This is a genomic window from Kitasatospora sp. MBT66 (assembly GCF_000710405.2).
Classification (GTDB): Bacteria; Actinomycetota; Actinomycetes; order Streptomycetales; family Streptomycetaceae; genus Kitasatospora; species Kitasatospora purpeofusca.
In genome coordinates this window covers 1,084,772-1,101,561 of sequence record NZ_JAIY01000010.1, presented here as the reverse complement: position 1 = coordinate 1,101,561, position 16,790 = coordinate 1,084,772, and the positions used below count along the sequence as shown (strand labels likewise).

Sequence of the window (16,790 nt, the reverse complement as noted above, 5' to 3'; positions counted from 1 at the left end):
CGGGTCCGAAGTTGCGGAATCAACAATTCCGCGAACGAGGGAGAACTTATTTCCTGGCGACGTCGCAGGTCAAGGGCATGGTTGAAGGTTCACCGACGGTGCCCGGCGCGATCCGCCCGGTCACCCCGTCGACCAGGGTGCCGGCGTGCGGGCGGCTCGGGTCCGCGGCGAAATGCGCCGATTCGGCGAGCGCCCAGCCGGCCCAGAACTCCGCCAGCCCCGGACCGTCCCGCCGCTCGCCCCGCCGCCGGGCCGCCGCAGCGTCCAGCTCCATCCACACCAGGCGGGCCAGCTCCGGCCGCACCGCGCGCCGCCCGGCGCCGACCCCCTCGACCAGGACCACCGGCGCGAGCGGCACCGCGGCCGTCCCGGCGAACCGGCGCAGCGTCCAGTCGTAGACCTCGTACTCCGCGTCCCGGCCCGACGCGAGCGGCTCCAGCACCTGGCCGCGCAGCCGTTCGGTCCAGCCGAACGGCTCGGCGTGGGTCGCCAGGTCGTCCAGGTGCACCACCGGGGCGCCGCCGAGCGCGGCCGCCAGCCGGGCGGCGAAGGTGGTCTTGCCCGAGCCCGCGTGGCCGTCCACCGCGACCAGCCGCACCGGACCGCAGGACGGCGGCAGCGCCCGCAGCTCGGCGGCGAGGGCGGCCAGCTGGTCGGGGGCCGCCGGGGCGTCGGAGGCCGCCGGGGACGCCGCGGGTCCGCCCGGGCCGGGCCGCACCACGGGCCGCGCGCCGGGCCGCACGACGGACCGGGCGACGGACCGGGTGACGGGCCCCATTACCGGGGCGGCGGAAGTCTCGGAAGAAGCCACAACGTCAACCCTACGGCGGACTCCGCGCCGGTCCGGACAGTGTTCGAGTCCTGCCCGTGACGGCGGCGCCCTGATCAGGCATACTCGCATCGCCATGCCTGTGAACGGCCGTTCACCGCGATCCGGTGCCGCCCGGCCGAGGCTGCCACACCCTGCGCGGGCCCGACCACACCCCGGGGCCCGGCGCACGACCGAGGAGGCGACCAGCCGCTATGACCACCTCCCCCGCGAAGTCCGTGGACCGCCAGCTGCCCAGCGAGGAGGCCCGCGAGCTCCTGAACCTCACCCGGGACCTCGTCCAGCGTGAGCTGAAGCCGCGCGCCGCGGAGGACGAGGCCGCCGGCCGCTTCCCGCGCGAGGTCTTCCGCACGCTCGGCGAGGCCGGCCTGCTCTCCCTCCCCTACGACGAGAAGTACGGCGGCGGCGAGCAGCCGTACGAGGTCTACCTCCAGGTGCTGGAGGAGCTGGCGTCCGGCTGGCTGGCCGTCGGCCTGGGCGTCAGCGTGCACACCCTCTCCTGCCACGCGCTCGCCACCTTCGGCACCGACGAGCAGCGCGAGCGCTGGCTGCCCGGGATGCTCTCCGGCGAGCAGCTCGGCGCCTACTGCCTGTCCGAGCCGCAGTCCGGCTCCGACGCCGCCGCCCTGCGCACCCGGGCCGACCTGGACGGCGAGGAGTACGTCGTCGGCGGCACCAAGGCCTGGATCACCCACGGCGGCCAGGCCGACTTCTACAGCGCCCTGGTGCGCACCGGCGAGGAGGGCGCCCGGGGGATCAGCTGCCTGCTGGTGCCCGGCACCCAGCCCGGCCTGTCGGCCGCCCCGCCCGAGCACAAGATGGGCATGAAGTCCTCGCCCACCGCCCAGCTGCACTTCGACGGCGCCAGGGTCTCCCGGGAGCGGCTGATCGGCAGCGAGGGCCAGGGCTTCCAGATCGCGCTCGCCGCGCTGGACTCCGGCCGGCTCGGCATCGCCGCCTGCGCGATCGGTGTCGCCCAGGCCGCGCTCGACACCGCCGTCGACTACGCGCGCGAGCGCCACCAGTTCGGCCGGCCGATCGCCGACTTCCAGGGCCTGTCCTTCATGCTCGCCGACATGGCCACCCAGATCGAGGCCGGCCGCGCGCTCTACCTGTCCGCCGCCCGCCGCCGCGACGCCGGCCAGGCGTTCTCCAAGGAGGCGGCGATGGCGAAGCTGTTCTGCACCGACGCCGCGATGCGGGTGACCACCGACGCCGTCCAGGTGCTCGGCGGCTACGGCTACACCCAGGACTTCCCGGCCGAGCGCTACATGCGCGAGGCCAAGGTGCTGCAGATCGTCGAGGGCACCAACCAGATCCAGCGCCTGGTGATCGGCCGCCACCTCACCAAGGGCTGACCGCCGACCGGCCGCAGTCCCCTCCCGGGGGCCCGGCGGGCGGCACGCGAACGGCCCCCGGCGTCGCTCCTGGGTGCGGAGCGTGGCCGGGGGCCGTTCTGCCGATCATCGGGGCCGACGCGCGATGCCCGGGCGCGCGGCCGGCGCTCAGCGCCGGGAGAATCGGCCGCGCTGCTCCGGAATGACCGGCGCGGAGCCCGAGCGGACCGGGCGGTGCACCAGCGCGTGCGAGAACGGCTGGGTGCGCCAGTCGTGCTCGCCCGGCAGCGCGAGCAGCGCGGCCAGGCCGGCCGAGTCGGCCTCCTCGGCGCACTCCACCTCGGCCAGGTCGTCGGTCGGCGTGCCCGAGCCCGGGCACAGGGTGGGGGAGAAGGGGTGCCAGGCCCGGGGCAGCACGGCGTGCTGCGGCAGCCGCGCCTCGTCGCCCACCAGGGCGATCGGACGCCGGCAGGACGGGCAGTCGACCCGGACGGTCTCCCACGGCTCGGCCTCGCCCGGATCCACCCCCGGCGCGGCGTCGTAGGGGACCGCGAGGTCCTCGCGGTCGGTCGTATCGTGGGCGTCGTCCGCGCCCGTCGGGCGCTGGTCGGTAACGCGCATGGTGATCCCCCTCGGATCGGGCCCGGCGTGGTCGCCCGGGGCCACAACCAGCATTTCCCGCCGACGCGGACTCATAACCCTGCAGTTCGGCGCACTGTGATGCACCGGGTGTGTCCTTCGCCACATTCGTCCGGCATGTGCCCGTACGGCACTCCGGGGCGCGCCGGGTGCCGCTCCGCGCCCCCTCCCGGTCCCGCGTGCGCCCCCGGTCCGCCGCCGCCCGCGCCCCCCGCCGCCGCGATCCGCGCGCCCACGAGGGGGTAGGTTTGCGCCTTGTGGAGGATCTCGATCAACGCATCGTCCGACTGCTTCTCCAGGACGGCCGGATGAGCTACACGGACCTGGGCAAGGCCACCGGCCTGTCCACCTCGGCGGTGCACCAGCGGGTGCGCCGCCTCGAACAGCGCGGGGTGATCCGCGGCTACACCGCGATCATCGACCCCGACGCCGTCGACCTCGCGCTCACCGCGTTCATCTCGGTCAAACCCTTCGACCCCAGCGCCCCCGACGACACACCGGAGCGGCTGGCCGACCTGCCCGAGATCGAGGCCTGCCACAGCGTCGCCGGCGAGGAGAACTACATCCTCAAGGTCCGCGTCGGCGCCCCCGGCGACCTGGAGGACCTGCTGGCACGCATCCGCAGCGCCGCCGGCGTCTCCACCCGCACCACCGTCGTCCTCTCCACCCCCTACGAGGCCCGCCCCCCGAGGCTCTGACCGGCCCTCCGCGGGGTGCAGACTTGGCCCATGACCGAACGCACCTCACGGACCGTCCTGCTGCGCGGCGGCGCCGTCTACAGCCCCGCCGACCCCTTCGCCACCGCCATGCTCGTCGAGGGCGAGCACGTCGCCTGGGTCGGCAGCGACGGTGCCGCCGAGGCCTACGCGCGGACCGCCGACGAGATCGTCGAACTCGACGGCGCCCTGGTCACCCCGGCCTTCGTCGACGCCCACGCGCACGCCACCGCCACCGGCCTCGCGCTCACCGGCCTCGACCTCACCGGCACCCCCTCGCTGGCCGCCGCCCTGGCCGCCGTCACCGCCTTCACCGCCCGTCAGCAGCCCGGCGGAGTCCTCATCGGCCACGGCTGGGACGAGACCGGCTGGCCCGAGGGCCGCCCGCCGACCCTCGCCGAACTGGACGCCGCCGCCGGCGGCGCAGCCGTCTACCTCTCCCGCACCGACGTGCACTCCGCGCTCGCCACCACCGCGCTGCGCGACCTCACCGAGGGCCTCGCCGACCGGCCCGGCCACCACCCCGACGGCCCGCTCACCCGCGACGCCCACCACGCCGTCCGCGCGACCGCGCTCGCCCGCCTCACCCCCGCCCAGCGCCGCCACGCCCAGCGCGCCGCTCTCGCCCGCGCCGCCGAACTCGGCATCGGCGCCCTGCACGAGTGCGCCGGCCCCCAGATCTCCTCCGAGCAGGACCTCACGGCCCTGCTGGAGCTGGCCGCCGAGGGCGACGGCCCCGAGGTGTTCGGCTACTGGGGCGAGCTCGCCGAGCACGGCGGCGTCGAGACCGCCCGCCGGCTCGGCGCCGTCGGCGCCGGCGGCGACCTCTTCGTCGACGGCGCCCTCGGCTCGCACACCGCCTGCCTGCAGCACGACTACGCCGACGCCGCCCACACCGGCACCTCCTACCTGACCGCCGCCCAGGTCGCCGACCACGTCGCCGCCTGCACCGAGGCCGGCCTCCAGGCCGGCTTCCACGCCATCGGGGACGCCGCGGTCGCCGCCGTCCTGGACGGCGTGCGGGCGGCCGGCGACCGGGTCGGCGCCGACCGCGTCCGGGCGCTGCGCCACCGGGTCGAGCACGCCGAGGCCCTCGACGAGAAGACCGTCGCCGCCTTCGCCGAACTCGGCCTCACCGCCTCCGTGCAGCCCGCCTTCGACGCCGCCTGGGGCGGCCCGGACGGCATGTACGTGCAGCGCCTCGGTGCCGAGCGGGCCGCCGCGCTCAACCCGTTCGCCGCGCTGCTGCGCTCCGGCGTCCCGCTGGCCTTCGGCTCGGACGCCCCGGTCACCCCGCTCGACCCCTGGGGCACCGTCCGGGCCGCCGCCTTCCACCGCACCCCCGAGCACCGGATCTCGGTCCGGGCCGCGTTCACCGCCCACACCCGGGGCGGCTGGCGGGCGGTCGGCCGCGACCAGGACGGCGTGCTCGTCCCCGGCGCGGTCGCCAGCTACGCGATCTGGGCCGCCACCGACCTGGTCGTCCAGGCCCCGGACGACCGGGTGGCCGGCTGGTCCACCGACCCGCGCTCCGGCACCCCCGGCCTGCCCGACCTCACCCCGGGCCACCCGCTGCCCACCTGCCTGCGCACCGTGGTCCGGGGCCGCACCGTCCACCTCGCCGAGGCCGTGAGCAGCACGGACACCGGCACGGACACCGGCGCAGCCACCGGCACGGACACCGGCGCGTAGACCGGCACCGGAACCGGCGGAAAACCGGATGATCGGAGCGGGCCGGCCGCCGTAGGTTGGCGCCCATGACCGATCAGCCGTTCGTCCCCGCCGACTTCACCGTCCCCCGCGCCCTCGACGCCGAGGGGTTCCGCCTGGAACCCCTCGGCGAGCAGCACAACGAGGCCGACCACGCCGCCTGGACCGGCAGCGTCGCGCACATCCGGGCCACCCCCGGCTTCGGAGACGGCACCTGGCCGCCGGCCGAGGGCATGGACCTCGACCGCAACCTCGCCGACCTGCGCCGGCACGCCGCCGACTTCGAGGCCCGCCGGGGCTTCACCTACAGCGTCCTGGCCGTGCCCGGCGACGCCGTCGTCGGCTGCGTCTACCTCTACCCGGACCAGGAACGGCCCGGCGCCGCCGAGGCCAGCTCCTGGGTCCGCGCCGACCGGGCCGAGCTGGACGCCCCGCTCCACCGCGCGGTCTCCGACTGGCTCGCCACCGCCTGGCCGTTCGCCGAGGTGACGTACGCCCCGCGCTGACCGGGCCGGGGCGACGCCCGCCGTCCCGCCGCGCCGGCCCGGCGGGACGGCGCAAAGCGACCCTCACCTCACGGCGGGGTGTCCGGACGGGGTACCTTCTTCGGACAGCGTCCGAACAGCCGTCCCGGTACACCACAGCGGGACGGCGTCGAGAGAGATGGTGCGACGGTGGTCATGCCCGTCACCCAGGAGCGGTCCGGTACCGCACCCGAAACCCCCGACGAGGAACCCGGTCCCGGCCCCGGCCGCGGCGCCCGGGCCCTCGCCAGGATCCGGGCCGGCCTGCCCCGCACCGGACTGGCGGCGCTCGCCGGGCTGCTGCTCGCGCTGGCCTTCCCGCCGTTCGACCTGTGGCCGCTGTCCCTGCTCGGTGTCGCCGCGCTGTCCCTGCTCACCCGGGGCCGCACCGTCCGCCAGGCCGCCTGGACCGGCTTCGCCTTCGGCCTGCCGTTCTTCCTGATGCTGCTCAGCTGGCTGCGGGTGGTCGGCTGGGACGCCACGGTCGGCCTGTCCGTCGTCGAGGCGCTCTTCCTGGCCGCCCTGGGTTCCGGCCTCGCCGTCACCTCCCGGCTGCCCGGCTGGCCGCTCTGGGGCGCCTGCCTGTGGATCACCCAGGAGTGGGCCCGGGACCGGCTGCCGCTCGGCGGCTTCCCCTGGGGCCGGCTGGCCTTCGCCAACACCGCCACCCCGTTCACCCCGCTGGCCGCGCTCGGCGGCGCCCCGCTGGTGACCTTCGCCGTCGCCCTGTCCGGCACCCTGCTCGCCTGGGCCGCCGTGCGGGCCACCGGCCGCGGCACCGACCGCCGCCCGGTCGCGGCCGCGCTCGCCGCGCTCGGCGCCGTCGCCACCATGCTCGCCGGGTTCCTGGTGCCGGTGCCCACCGCGCCCGCCGACACCGTCAAGGTTGCCGTCATCCAGGGCAACGTGCCCAACCCCGGCATGGACTTCCTCGGCCGCCCGATGATGGTCCTCAACAACCACGCCGCCGCCACCGAGAAGCTCGCCGAGGACATCAGGGCCGGCCGGGCCGAGAAGCCGGACATCGTGATCTGGCCGGAGAACTCCTCCGACCTCGACCCGTTCTCCGACCCGCTGGCCTACCGACGGATCGACGAGGCCGTCCGCGCGATCGGCGTGCCCACCCTGGTCGGCACCCTCGTCGACGGCCCCGACGAGCAGCACGTGCAGAACGAGGGCATCGTCTGGGACCCGAAGACCGGCCCCGGCGCCTCCTACACCAAGCAGCACCCCGTGCCGTTCGGCGAGTACGTGCCCTTCCGTGACCAGCTGTCCAAGGTCATCACCCGCCTCCAGCGGGTCGCCCGCGACTTCTACCCCGGCGACCACAACGGCGTCATGCAGCTCGGCCCGGCCCGGATCGGCGACGTCATCTGCTTCGAGGTCGCCTACGACGAGATCGTCCGCGACACCGTCGACCAGGGCGCCCGGGTCCTCGTCGTGCAGACCAACAACGCCACCTACGCCAAGACCGGGCAGCCGGAGCAGCAGCTCGCGATGAGCCGGCTGCGCGCCGTCGAGCACGGCCGCGCGGTGCTGATCGCCGCGACCAGCGGCATCAGCGCGGTCATCGCCCCGGACGGCAAGGTCGTCCAGCGCACCGAGGAGCTGACCGCCGCCGAGCTGATCGCGACCGTCCCGCTGCGCGACGGCACCACCGTCGCCGACCGGGTCGGCGCCGCCCCCGAGTGGACGCTCGCGGTGGCCGGCCTGCTGGCCTGCGCCGGGGGCGTGCTGCTGACCCGCCGCCGCCGTACGACCGCTGCGGGGGACGCCGGCGCCACCACCGCCGGGGAGACCGGCACCACCGCCCGCGGCGGCGCGCCCACCCCCGGCGAGTGACCCGCTGTTCCACCGGGCCCGCGCCCGGTGGAACACCGGCCGCCGGCCGACCGTTGGACCAGGTGGTGCCGTAGCCGGCCCGGACCTCCCGTGCGGCGCGCAGAGCACCGCATGGAGTGGATTCGTACCGTGACCCGGCAAGACACCCCCACCCGTCCGGCCCCGCGCTCGAAGCTGCGGCGCGCGCTGCCGCTGCTGCTGACCGCCTGGCTGGTGCTGGAGATCTGGCTGCTGGTGCAGGTGGGCTCCTGGCTGGGCGGCCTGACCGTGGTGCTGCTGCTGATCGCGGGCGCGCTGATCGGCGGCTCGCTGATCAAGCGGGCCGGCGCGCGCGCCCTGTCGGCGGCCTTCGAGCAGACCCGCGACCCGCGACCGGAGCAGCCGCAGACCGGGACCAGCCTGACCGTGCTGGCCGGTCTGCTGCTGATCCTGCCCGGCTTCCTCTCGGACGGGCTGGCGCTGACCCTGCTGTTCCCGCCGACCCGCGCGCTGTGGCGGGCGGCCGGACGCCGGGCGGCCGACAAGGTGCTGCGCTCCGCCGCCACCGCGGGCACCGACCCGCTGGCGGACGCGATGCGGCTGCAGGAGCAGCTTCGGATCCACCGCCCGGACGGCAAGGTGATCCAGGGCGAGGTGGTCGAGCCGGGCGCCGGTCCGGCCGCCGGACCGCAGGGCCCGGACACCGGCTACCGTCCGCCCCTCAACGGCTGACCCCGCCCGTCGGCGCCCGCCCGCCGGTGCTCCTGTTCCGGAGCGCCGGCGGCGGCGTGCACCCGGCCGACGGTCACGTGCACCCGGTACGAGCAGCGGTCAGCTGTACCCGGTGCGAGTGGCTGACGGGCGCGAGGCGCCTGCCGGCGGAAACGCGAAAGGGACCCTGGTGACCAGGGTCCCTTTTCGCGTGCCCCCGCCGGTCGGCGGGAGCGGGGTCAGGCGCTCTTGCGGGTGTCCCGCGGGTGTACCGCGAGGTTCATCCCACCGGAGCGGAGCACGGCCAGCCGCTCGGCCAGCACCTCCTCCAACTCCTCACGGGTCCGGCGCTCCATCAGCATGTCCCAATGGGTACGCGTCGGCTTGGTCTTCTTCTCCTCGGGCTCGTCACCGTCGAGGAGTACCGCCTCCTGGCCGCAGAAGCGGCATTCCCAGGCGGAGGGGATCTCGGCTTCGACCGAGAAAGGAACCTCGAATCGGTGTCCGTTCTGACATGCGTACTCGACGGTCTGGCGGGGAGCCAGATCGATACCGCGGTCGGTCTCGTAGCTAGTGGCCCCGAGTCGCGTGCCGCGGAGAGCTCGCTCGCTCATGAATCGTGCCTCCCGGGCTTATGGCCCACAGGACTAGTGGTCGCTGTTCTTCGTCGTTCGGTCAACGCTCGGCTTCCGACGAAGATTCCCGTCCCGGGACATGCGTCGTCTGTTGTGCCGTCCCTGTTTGTACCCACCGGCGCCCGATTTGTCACATCTGGCCGGTGATATCACCCCAGGTGTCACCTATTTCACATCTGGTGATCGGTCGGCCTTTCCCCGACGAGCGTACCGGGCCGGGATTCGACGGCGGAAGCCGCCCCTCCCCTTCGGATGTACGGCCGCAGGTCAGGCGAGTGGGCGGAAGCGTAGCGCGGCCGGGCCCTTGGCGAGGTCCACCCCGGCGTGCGCGGCCGGATCGAGCTCCACCGCGACGGTCGGCAGGCCGTCCGGGTGCACCGGCAGCGGCTGCGCGGAGGGGACCGGCGCGGGTGCCTCGGTGCGGGTGTCGCGGTGCGGCAGCAGGGCGATCACGGCGTCCCGCAGCGCGGCCGGCGCCTCCTCGTCCAGGGGGTCGACGGTGGCCGGCAGCTGGAGCCGGACCGGGGCGCCGGTGCCGATCCGGGCGTAGCCGCGTCCGGCCGGGGCGTGCGCGGCGGGCACGATGTCCAGCGGCACCCCGAGGGCGGCGTGGCTCTCCTCCGGGCCGGCCGGGCCGAGCACTACCCGGGCCCGGGCGGTGGCCCGGACGCTCGGCGAGATCCGGTCCCGGGCCTCGATGTCGTCGGCGACCACCACGGTGACCCGGGCGGCGCGGCCGTGCCGCAGCGGCAGCTCCAGCAGGTCCTGCGGGTCCGGGCGGCCCTCGGCGTGGGCCAGCTCGGTCAGCTCGGTCGGGTGGTCCAGCAGCAGCCACAGCGGCCGGGTGACGTCGGCGGGCGGCGCGGCGCCCGCGTGCCGGGCGGCGTTCAGCGCGGTGAGCCGGCGCTCGGTCTCCTGGGCCGCCCAGTGCAGCGCGGCCAGCGCGCCGTGCAGGCTGGTCTCCACGGTGTGCACGCCGGGCCGGTTGACCAGGCAGGCGTGCTCGCCGGTGCCGGCGCCGTCGATCACCATCAGGTCGGCGTACGGCAGGACCTGGAGGGCGATCGAGCGGATCAGGCTGGAGGTGCCGTAGCCGCTGACGCCGAGCGCCAGCAGGTGCGGCTCGGCCGAGCGCGGGCCGGTGCGCCAGACCACCGGCGGCTGCTGGGCGGGCATGCCGCCCTGCTGCACCGGGATGGTCCTGGCGCTGCCGTCCTCGTCGGTGAAGCCGAGCACGATCTCGCCGGGCGCGGCCACGAAGCGCTGGGCGGCGATGTCCGTGGGCAGCGGCGCCAGGGCGGCGATCCGCAGCCGGTTGGTCTCCTCGTCCCAGTCGAAGCGGTACTCCCGGGCCCGGCCGGCCTTGCCCTGGACGACCTGCTCGATCCGGGCCCGGGCGGCCGGCTCGGTGTCGGTGAAGTACGCGGGGTAGGCGATCTCCAGCCGGGAGAGGCGGCCCTCGGCGTCGAACTCCCACCCGGTGAAGACGTTCTTCCAACTGCCCTCGTGGTGGTAGAGCGGTGCGAGCTCGTCCGGCCCGGCCAGGTACGGGGTGAGCGCCGCGTACAGGGCGGTGAGCTTGACCTCGGCGACGTCCGGCTCGGGCGGGGCCGCCGGGGCCTTGGGCGCGCGCCCGGCCCAGGCGGCGCTGGCCATCAGCGCGACCAGCGCGAACAGCAGGCCGTGCGGCAGCAGGAAGATGCCGACCAGCATCGCGGCGACCAGGAACACCGTCGGCCCGCGCCGCTCCTTCGGGGTGGCCTGCCAGCGGGCCTTGGCCCAGCCGACGTGGTGGCGCAGCCCCCGGCCGACGACGGTGAGCGGCGCGAACATGTCGGAGGCGTGGTCGCCGGCCGTGCGGGCGAGGTCGCGGCCCTTGTTGAGGTGGTGGCGGTTGAGCGGCATTCCTGGCTCCCCGGGCGAGTGGGACGGTCGGGTGGAACGGGGCTTGCGGCGACGGCCGGTCCGGTGGCGGCAGCGGCCGGTCCGCCGGCGGCTCCGGCGGGAACGACCGGGCCCGGGGCGGTGGGATCCGCGCCCGGGCCCGTAGGGCGGAAGAGCCCCGCTAGAACTTGATGCCGCCGAGCAGGCTGGCGAGGGTCGCGCCGCCCGCCGTGATGCTCGGCGCGATCGAGGAGCCGGCGATGTAGAAACCGAGAAGGGCGCAGACGATCGCATGGGAGACCTTGAGTCCGTCCCTGCGGAAGAAGAGGAATGTGATGGTGCCGAACAGGACGATGCCGGAAATCGAGAGGATCACGTTCTGCTCCTCGAAGGAGGGGACGGGGACAGTGTCACGGAAAGTGCCACAATCGTGACAAAAAGTAATAGATGATGGAACGGTGCAAATGGGTGGATCTCCGGAGATGCCCCACCTTGTGACCCGGACGGCGGTGTGCGAACCGACCCCGCCGGGGCCCGGGGGTGCCGCATTTCCGGCGCGCCGAGCCATTCCCGACCCCCGGGCGGGAAGCTTCCGGGGGTGGTGCAAAGTTCCCCCGAACGGGCGCGCAACCTTCCCGCCCGCGTGTCGTGCGCTACGGTGCGTCCGGCGCGACCACCGACCACACCGGCGCGGCCCCGATCCGGGCCGCGCCGCGGAGAAAGGCCGAGACATGACCGACACCCCCGACGCCGACGTGATCGCCCTGGCCGGAAAGCTCTTCGACGCCGCCCGGGCCGGGGACTCCGCCACCCTCGCCGCCTACGTCGACGCCGGTGCCCCGGCCGACCTCACCAACGACCGCGGCGACACCCTGCTGATGCTCGCCGCCTACCACGGCCACGCCGACGCGGTCACCGCCCTGCTGGAGCGCGGCGCCGACCCGAACCGGGCCAACGACCGGGGCCAGACCCCGCTCGCCGGCGCCGTCTTCAAGGGCAACGACGACGTCCTCGACGCCCTGCTCGCCGGTGGCGCCGACCCCGCCGCCGGCACCCCGTCCGCCGTGGACACCGCCCGGATGTTCGAGAAGGCGGCTCTGCTCGCCCGGTTCGAGGGGCGGGCGGAGGCGGGCTGAGCGAGAGCCGTAGGCTTGACGACCATGGAGAGCACCACCACCGGCGGAACCTTCGCACACGACCGTACGGGTGACCGCATCGAGCTGCGCGTCACCGGCTTCGGGCACCCCGACGCCCAGCTCCTCACGGCGGAGGTCCAGCAGGAGTACGTCGTCCGCTACGGCGAGGGCGACATCACCCAGTTGCACCCCGACCACTTCGAGCCGCCCGCCGGCCTCTTCGTCATCGCGTACCTCGACGACCGGCCGGTCGCCTGCGGCGGCTGGCGCGCCAAGTCGGCGGCGCCGTTCGGCATCCGCGACGGCGACGCCGAACTGAAGCGGATGTTCGTCCGACCCGAGGCGCGCGGCCGGGGCCTGGCCCGTACGCTGCTGCGCCACCTGGAGCGGACCGCCGCCGACGCCGGCCGGACCAGGTTCGTCCTGGAGACCGGCACCGAGCAGCCCGAGGCCATCGCCCTGTACGCCTCCGAGGGGTACGCGGCGATCGAGAAGTTCGGCATCTACCGCGAGCACCCGCAGAGCATCTGCCTGGGCAAGGAGTTCGACGGCGCGTCCACCGTCTGACCCGCGCCCGGGCCGGGTAGCCTCCCGAGGGGGACCGGTCGGTCCCCCTCGGGAGGGGCGCCGGCCGACGGCCGGCGACGGGCGGGGGAGAACCGCGGATGACCGGACCGGTACTGCCCTCCGAACGCGCCGGAACCACCGGAGACGGTGACCTCGGAGAACTCGCCGACCCCGACGGCCCATTGGCCCGCCTGGTGGCCGAGGGCCTGCGCACAGCCGGGACCGGCGGCGTCTGGTCGGTGGGCGACGCCGGCGGCGTCCGGGCCCGCGGCCGGACCGGCCCCCTCGGCCAAGGCGCCTGGGCCGCACAGGAGATGGACCACGACACCCTCTTCGACCTGGCCAGCATCACCAAGATCGTCGCCCTCTGGCCGTGCGCCGGAGCCCTCCGACAGGCCGGCCGGCTCCCGCTCGACCGCCCCCTCGCCGACCTCTGGGCCCCGACCGCCCGGCACCCCGTCGGCGCCGTGACGATCCGTCAACTCCTCACCCACACCGCCGGAATGCCGCTGCGCACCCGCTTCGCCGAACTCTACGGCGACGACCCGGCCGCGATCCGGGCCGGCGTGCTCGCCGCCCCGCTGCACCGCCCGCCCGGCGCCGCCGTCGAATACACCGACCGGGCCGCCGTCCTGCTCGGCCACCTCGTCGAGGACCTCGCCGGCGCACCGCTCGACCGGCTCGCCGCCCGGCAGGTCTGGCAGCCGCTCGGCATGACCGACACCCACTACGGCCCGCTCGGCCCGGACAACGCCCACCGCACCGCCCCCACCGAGTACGAGCGCACCGCCGGCGGCATCCTGTGCGGCACCGTGCACGACCCCTCGGCCCGGCTGCTCGGCGGCGTCTCCGGCAACGCCGGCGCCTTCTCCACCGCCCGCGACCTGGAACGCTTCCTCACCGCCCTGCTCGCCCCACCCGCCGGACTGCCCTGGGGCGAACCCTGGATCACCGAGTCCCTGCGCGTCCACACCGGCGGCCTCGCCCCCGCCCGCGGCCTGTCCTGGCTCTGCGCCGCCGGCACCGACCCCGCCGCCGGCACCTTCGTCCACTACGGCTTCACCGGCACCGGCATCTGGATCTCCCGCCGCCGCGGCCGCTGGGCACTGCTGCTCACCAACAAGGTCCACTACGACCGCGACTTCCGGCCGCTCACCGACCTGCGCAACGCCTTCCGCCGGGCCGTCCTCGGCTGACGGCCCGACGGGGCGTGCCTGCGGTGGCGCCGCAGGTCAGAGCAGCGTCGACCAGTACGACCAGAACCGGTTCAGGATCAGCAGCGCGATCACCGCCGCCCACAGCACCGGCAGCGCCCAGTGGTAGCGGGCCGCCTCCCGGACCACCGGCCGCAGCCGGGGCCCCACCGGGATCACCCCCGACCGCAGATTGTGCAGCGTCGTGTACCAGAACAGCGCCACCACCGTCACCCAGACCACCATGCAGTACGGGCACAGCGCGCCGATGTCGTACAGCGCCTGGACGATCAGCCAGTGGGTGAACCCCACCCCGAACAGCGTCCCGGCCTGCAGCCCCAGCCAGAACCAGCGCCGGTACGCGGCCCCCGCCAGCAGACCCGCGCCGACCGCCGCCAGCGCGCCGAACGCGGCCAGCCCCAGCAGCGGGTTCGGGAAGCCGAACACCTCGGCCTGCGCGGTGCGCATCACCGAACCGCAGCTGATCACCGGATTGATGTTGCAGCTCGGTATGTAGGAGGGATCCTCCAGGATCCGGAGCTTGTCGAAGGTCAGCACCGCCGAGGCGGCCAGCCCGACCAGGGCGCACAGCAGGACGAACAGCGAGAACGCGCGGCCCGCGCCGACCGGCCCCGGAGCGGGCACGGCCGGACCGGAGGCAGCGGGACGGGAGGAGGAGTGGGACGGCAGAGCGGTCGATGCGGTCATGGCAGAGCACTCCGTGGATGGGGAAGGGGCCGGCCCGGCCGGGAGATCGGCCGGGCCGGTGGTGCTCACTGCAAGCCCGCGGCCTGCTTCACCTGCGCGGTGAACTGCTCCGCCGTCAGCGCCTTGTTGCCGCTGAACAGCGTGAGCGGCTTGCCGTCCACCTTCACCGTCGGGGTACCGGTCACCCCGCTGTCGTTGAACGCGTCCGCGACCTTCTTCGCCCACGGCGCGTACGTCCGGTCCGTGACCGCCTTGACGAAGGCGTCCGACTTCAGACCCGGCACCTTGTCGGCCAGCTCCAGCAGGTGGTTGACGTCGCCGAAGCCGTCCTCGCGCTCGTCCGGCTGGTTGGCGTACAGCACGTCGTGGTACGCCTTGAACTTGTCCACGCCCTCGTTCACCGCGGCGCCGATCGCCGCCAGCGCGGTGCGCGAACCCTTGCCGCCGAGGTTCTTGTCCAGGAACGCGGCCAGGTGGTACTCGACCTTGACCGTGCCGTCCTCCGCCAGCTTGCGGACCGCGTCCCCGTTGGCCGCCTCGAAGTTCTTGCACACCGGGCAGCGGAAGTCCTCGAACACCTGCAGGGTGTGCGCGGCGTCCGCCTTGCCGTAGGTGATGACCGTGCCGTCCGCGCCCGAGGTGTTCGCCGGGACGACCATCGCGGTCGGCTCGACCGCGTCCGCCGCCGAGGACTTGCTGTCGCCGCCGGCCGTGCTGATCGCCAGCGCGGTGCCGCCGACCAGGGCGAGACCGACCACGAGCGAGACGCTGACGACTATCCGCCGGCGGCGCGCGTTCGCCTGCTTCTCCAGGCGCTGCGCCTCCTGGATGCGCTCACGGGCGCTGATCTTCTGGGCCTGCTTGCGGGAGGGCTTCTGGTTGGGGTGAGCCATGTCGGTTCAACTCCGTAATGGGGCGCGCCCAGGGGCGCGCGGAGGTGTCCCCACCCCGGCGCACGGCGCGGGCGCGCGGGGGCGCCGGCGCAGGTACGGGCCGGAGGGGACTACTGGACTGGAGGCGGAGTCGCGCACCGCCCGCCGGACACCCCGGACACCTGCGAGCCCGTCACGGGGCAGTCGTCAGGGAGTCGTCAGCGGGCGAGCGCCAGCAGCGGCGGGCCGCGGCGCGGCGCCGGACTCAGCACCACGTCCTCGCGGTGCGGGCGGCGGCGGTCCGGGACCGGCAGCGGCACCCGCAGCACCGGCCGGGCCGGTGCCGGGACCAGCAGCGCGACCAGCGCGCGCAGCGGCGCGGCGACCGCCTGGCGCAGCGCGCGCAGCGCCCGCACCAGGCCGGACAGGGCCGCGTCACCCAGCCGCAGCCAGGCAGCGGCGGCCAGCGCGATCACCAGGTGCACCAGCAGGAGCAGCAGTTGGGTGGCCGCGGGCGCCAACCGCCCGGAGTGCCCCAACTGGCCGTAGAGCAAGGACGACCCGTCCACCGAGCCGCCGCCGCAGACCAGCAGGTTCATGCCGCGGGCGGGGAGGTCGGCGCCGAGGACCGGACCGCAACTGGTCTGGCCCAGATTGAACGTCGTGTTGAGCAGCAGCTCGACCGGGACCAGCACGGCCGCGATCTGCGTCAACCGCCGCTCCCCGCCGGCCAGTACGGCCGCGACCAGGAAGACGACGGCGGTCGCGACCATCACCAGGGTGAGCGGCAGCGGGCGACCGGTGATCACCACCTGGCCCAGCGCGGACAGCGGCACGGCGAGCGCGGTGAACACCGCGGCCCGCAGGGCCCTCGTCGCGTGGGTGGAGGTCGTCACGATCGGGAGTATGTCACGGCCCTTACGCCGGGCACGAGGGTGCGTCGGGGCCGGCGGCCGGATCGGCGCACAGATTGTCCCGCATCGGTCGTCCGTTCGCGGTCCGGGGGCGGGGAGTTCACCGGGGCGATGGGTTTGACGGCCCGGCTGCGGGTGAGGGGCCGTCAGCCGCTGACGGGGTCGGTGGGACGGTCCGACAATCGGGCGATGGACTATGCCCATGGCCCGGGGCCGGGGGCGCCCGATGTGCCGGAGGTGCCCGCGGTGCCGTCACCGTCGTGGCCTTGGCCGCCGTGGCCGTGGTTCCCGCCGCATCCCCCGCACCCTTCGCACTCCCCGCACCCTTCGCACTCCGCGACGCCCTGCCCGTCGCCTTCGCCTTCACCGTCCTCCACGCCCTCGCCCGCGCCGTCCTCCTCGCCGTCGGCGCCCTCCGTGCCGTCGCCGACGCCGCCGCTGTCGCCGTCCGCCCAGCCGTCCGCTCCGGCTCCCGCCGCGCCGTCCGCTGCCACGTCCCCCGAGTCGGCCGCACCGTCGCCCGTGCGGACCGCGCCCACCACCGCCACCGTCCCGACCACCCCCACCACCCCGGCCGTCACCCGGCAGCCCGCG

General features: G+C 75.0%; 16 protein-coding genes and 2 pseudogenes. 10 read left to right on the top strand and 8 right to left on the bottom strand.

Annotation, left to right across the window (positions count from 1 at the left end; translation table 11 throughout):
- Positions 1–46: 46 nt before the first annotated feature.
- Positions 47–811 (bottom strand): uridine kinase, encoded by a 765-nt coding sequence (locus BI06_RS29460; RefSeq protein WP_233290316.1) that lies wholly within the window; start codon positions 809–811, stop codon positions 47–49.
- A gap of 212 nt (positions 812–1,023) precedes the next feature.
- Here BI06_RS29460 and BI06_RS29455 point away from each other — a divergent pair, with 212 nt between their 5' ends.
- Positions 1,024–2,187: an acyl-CoA dehydrogenase family protein gene (locus BI06_RS29455; RefSeq protein WP_030396364.1), complete on the top strand. Its 1,164-nt coding sequence runs from the start codon at positions 1,024–1,026 to the stop codon at positions 2,185–2,187.
- Positions 2,188–2,334: 147 nt separating this feature from the next.
- Here BI06_RS29455 and BI06_RS29450 read toward each other — a convergent pair whose 3' ends face one another.
- Positions 2,335–2,787, bottom strand: coding sequence for a hypothetical protein (locus tag BI06_RS29450; protein WP_037781425.1), 453 nt, complete (start codon positions 2,785–2,787; stop codon positions 2,335–2,337).
- Between the two features lie 275 nt (positions 2,788–3,062).
- Between BI06_RS29450 and BI06_RS29445 the strand changes: the two genes are divergently transcribed.
- The 5 genes and pseudogenes from BI06_RS29445 (at position 3,063) to fxsA (ending at position 8,308) form a co-directional block, all read left to right on the top strand.
- Complete coding sequence (locus BI06_RS29445; protein WP_030396362.1) at positions 3,063–3,503, top strand: Lrp/AsnC family transcriptional regulator; 441 nt, start codon at positions 3,063–3,065, stop codon at positions 3,501–3,503.
- Between the two features lie 30 nt (positions 3,504–3,533).
- Positions 3,534–5,141, top strand: a pseudogene (locus BI06_RS29440) (amidohydrolase); the annotation flags it as partial.
- A gap of 137 nt (positions 5,142–5,278) precedes the next feature.
- Complete coding sequence (locus BI06_RS29435; RefSeq protein WP_030396360.1) at positions 5,279–5,737, top strand: hypothetical protein; 459 nt, start codon at positions 5,279–5,281, stop codon at positions 5,735–5,737.
- Positions 5,738–5,911: 174 nt separating this feature from the next.
- Positions 5,912–7,597 (top strand): apolipoprotein N-acyltransferase, encoded by a 1,686-nt coding sequence (lnt, locus tag BI06_RS29430; RefSeq protein WP_051742248.1) that lies wholly within the window; start codon positions 5,912–5,914, stop codon positions 7,595–7,597.
- Positions 7,598–7,726: 129 nt separating this feature from the next.
- The gene (gene fxsA, locus BI06_RS29425; protein ID WP_030396358.1) at positions 7,727–8,308 is read left to right on the top strand and encodes an FxsA family membrane protein; all 582 of its coding nucleotides are present in this window, start codon (positions 7,727–7,729) and stop codon (positions 8,306–8,308) included.
- A gap of 218 nt (positions 8,309–8,526) precedes the next feature.
- Here the strand turns inward: fxsA and BI06_RS29420 are convergent, their stop codons facing one another.
- From BI06_RS29420 to BI06_RS29410, 3 genes are all read right to left on the bottom strand, one after another.
- A complete protein-coding gene (locus tag BI06_RS29420; protein ID WP_030396357.1) occupies positions 8,527–8,901 on the bottom strand; it encodes an RNA polymerase-binding protein RbpA in 375 nt (124 codons plus the stop codon).
- Between the two features lie 288 nt (positions 8,902–9,189).
- A complete protein-coding gene (locus tag BI06_RS29415; protein ID WP_082558731.1) occupies positions 9,190–10,827 on the bottom strand; it encodes a hypothetical protein in 1,638 nt (545 codons plus the stop codon).
- Positions 10,828–10,987: 160 nt separating this feature from the next.
- Positions 10,988–11,182, bottom strand: a complete 195-nt coding sequence (locus tag BI06_RS29410; protein ID WP_030306123.1) for a hypothetical protein — start codon at positions 11,180–11,182, stop codon at positions 10,988–10,990.
- Between the two features lie 355 nt (positions 11,183–11,537).
- Here BI06_RS29410 and BI06_RS29405 point away from each other — a divergent pair, with 355 nt between their 5' ends.
- The 3 genes from BI06_RS29405 (at position 11,538) to BI06_RS29395 (ending at position 13,705) form a co-directional block, all read left to right on the top strand.
- Positions 11,538–11,942, top strand: coding sequence for an ankyrin repeat domain-containing protein (locus BI06_RS29405; protein WP_030396355.1), 405 nt, complete (start codon positions 11,538–11,540; stop codon positions 11,940–11,942).
- A 78-nt stretch (positions 11,943–12,020) separates the two neighbouring features.
- A complete protein-coding gene (locus BI06_RS29400; RefSeq protein ID WP_043473434.1) occupies positions 12,021–12,509 on the top strand; it encodes a GNAT family N-acetyltransferase in 489 nt (162 codons plus the stop codon).
- A gap of 98 nt (positions 12,510–12,607) precedes the next feature.
- Positions 12,608–13,705 carry a serine hydrolase gene (locus BI06_RS29395; protein WP_082558729.1) on the top strand — a complete coding sequence of 366 codons (1,098 nt, stop codon included), beginning with the start codon at positions 12,608–12,610 and terminating at the stop codon, positions 13,703–13,705.
- 36 nt (positions 13,706–13,741) lie between these two features.
- Here BI06_RS29395 and BI06_RS29390 read toward each other — a convergent pair whose 3' ends face one another.
- The 3 genes from BI06_RS29390 to BI06_RS29380 form a co-directional block, all read right to left on the bottom strand.
- Positions 13,742–14,410 carry a vitamin K epoxide reductase family protein gene (locus tag BI06_RS29390; RefSeq protein ID WP_078880370.1) on the bottom strand — a complete coding sequence of 223 codons (669 nt, stop codon included), beginning with the start codon at positions 14,408–14,410 and terminating at the stop codon, positions 13,742–13,744.
- 65 nt (positions 14,411–14,475) lie between these two features.
- Entirely contained in the window at positions 14,476–15,303 is an 828-nt protein-coding gene (locus tag BI06_RS29385) for a thioredoxin domain-containing protein (RefSeq protein WP_030396351.1), read from the bottom strand.
- A gap of 197 nt (positions 15,304–15,500) precedes the next feature.
- Positions 15,501–16,178: a hypothetical protein gene (locus BI06_RS29380; RefSeq protein WP_030396350.1), complete on the bottom strand. Its 678-nt coding sequence runs from the start codon at positions 16,176–16,178 to the stop codon at positions 15,501–15,503.
- A 278-nt stretch (positions 16,179–16,456) separates the two neighbouring features.
- On the opposite strand from BI06_RS29380, the pseudogene BI06_RS51305 reads away from it, so the two are divergent.
- Positions 16,457–16,790: pseudogene (locus BI06_RS51305) on the top strand (hypothetical protein); the annotation flags it as partial.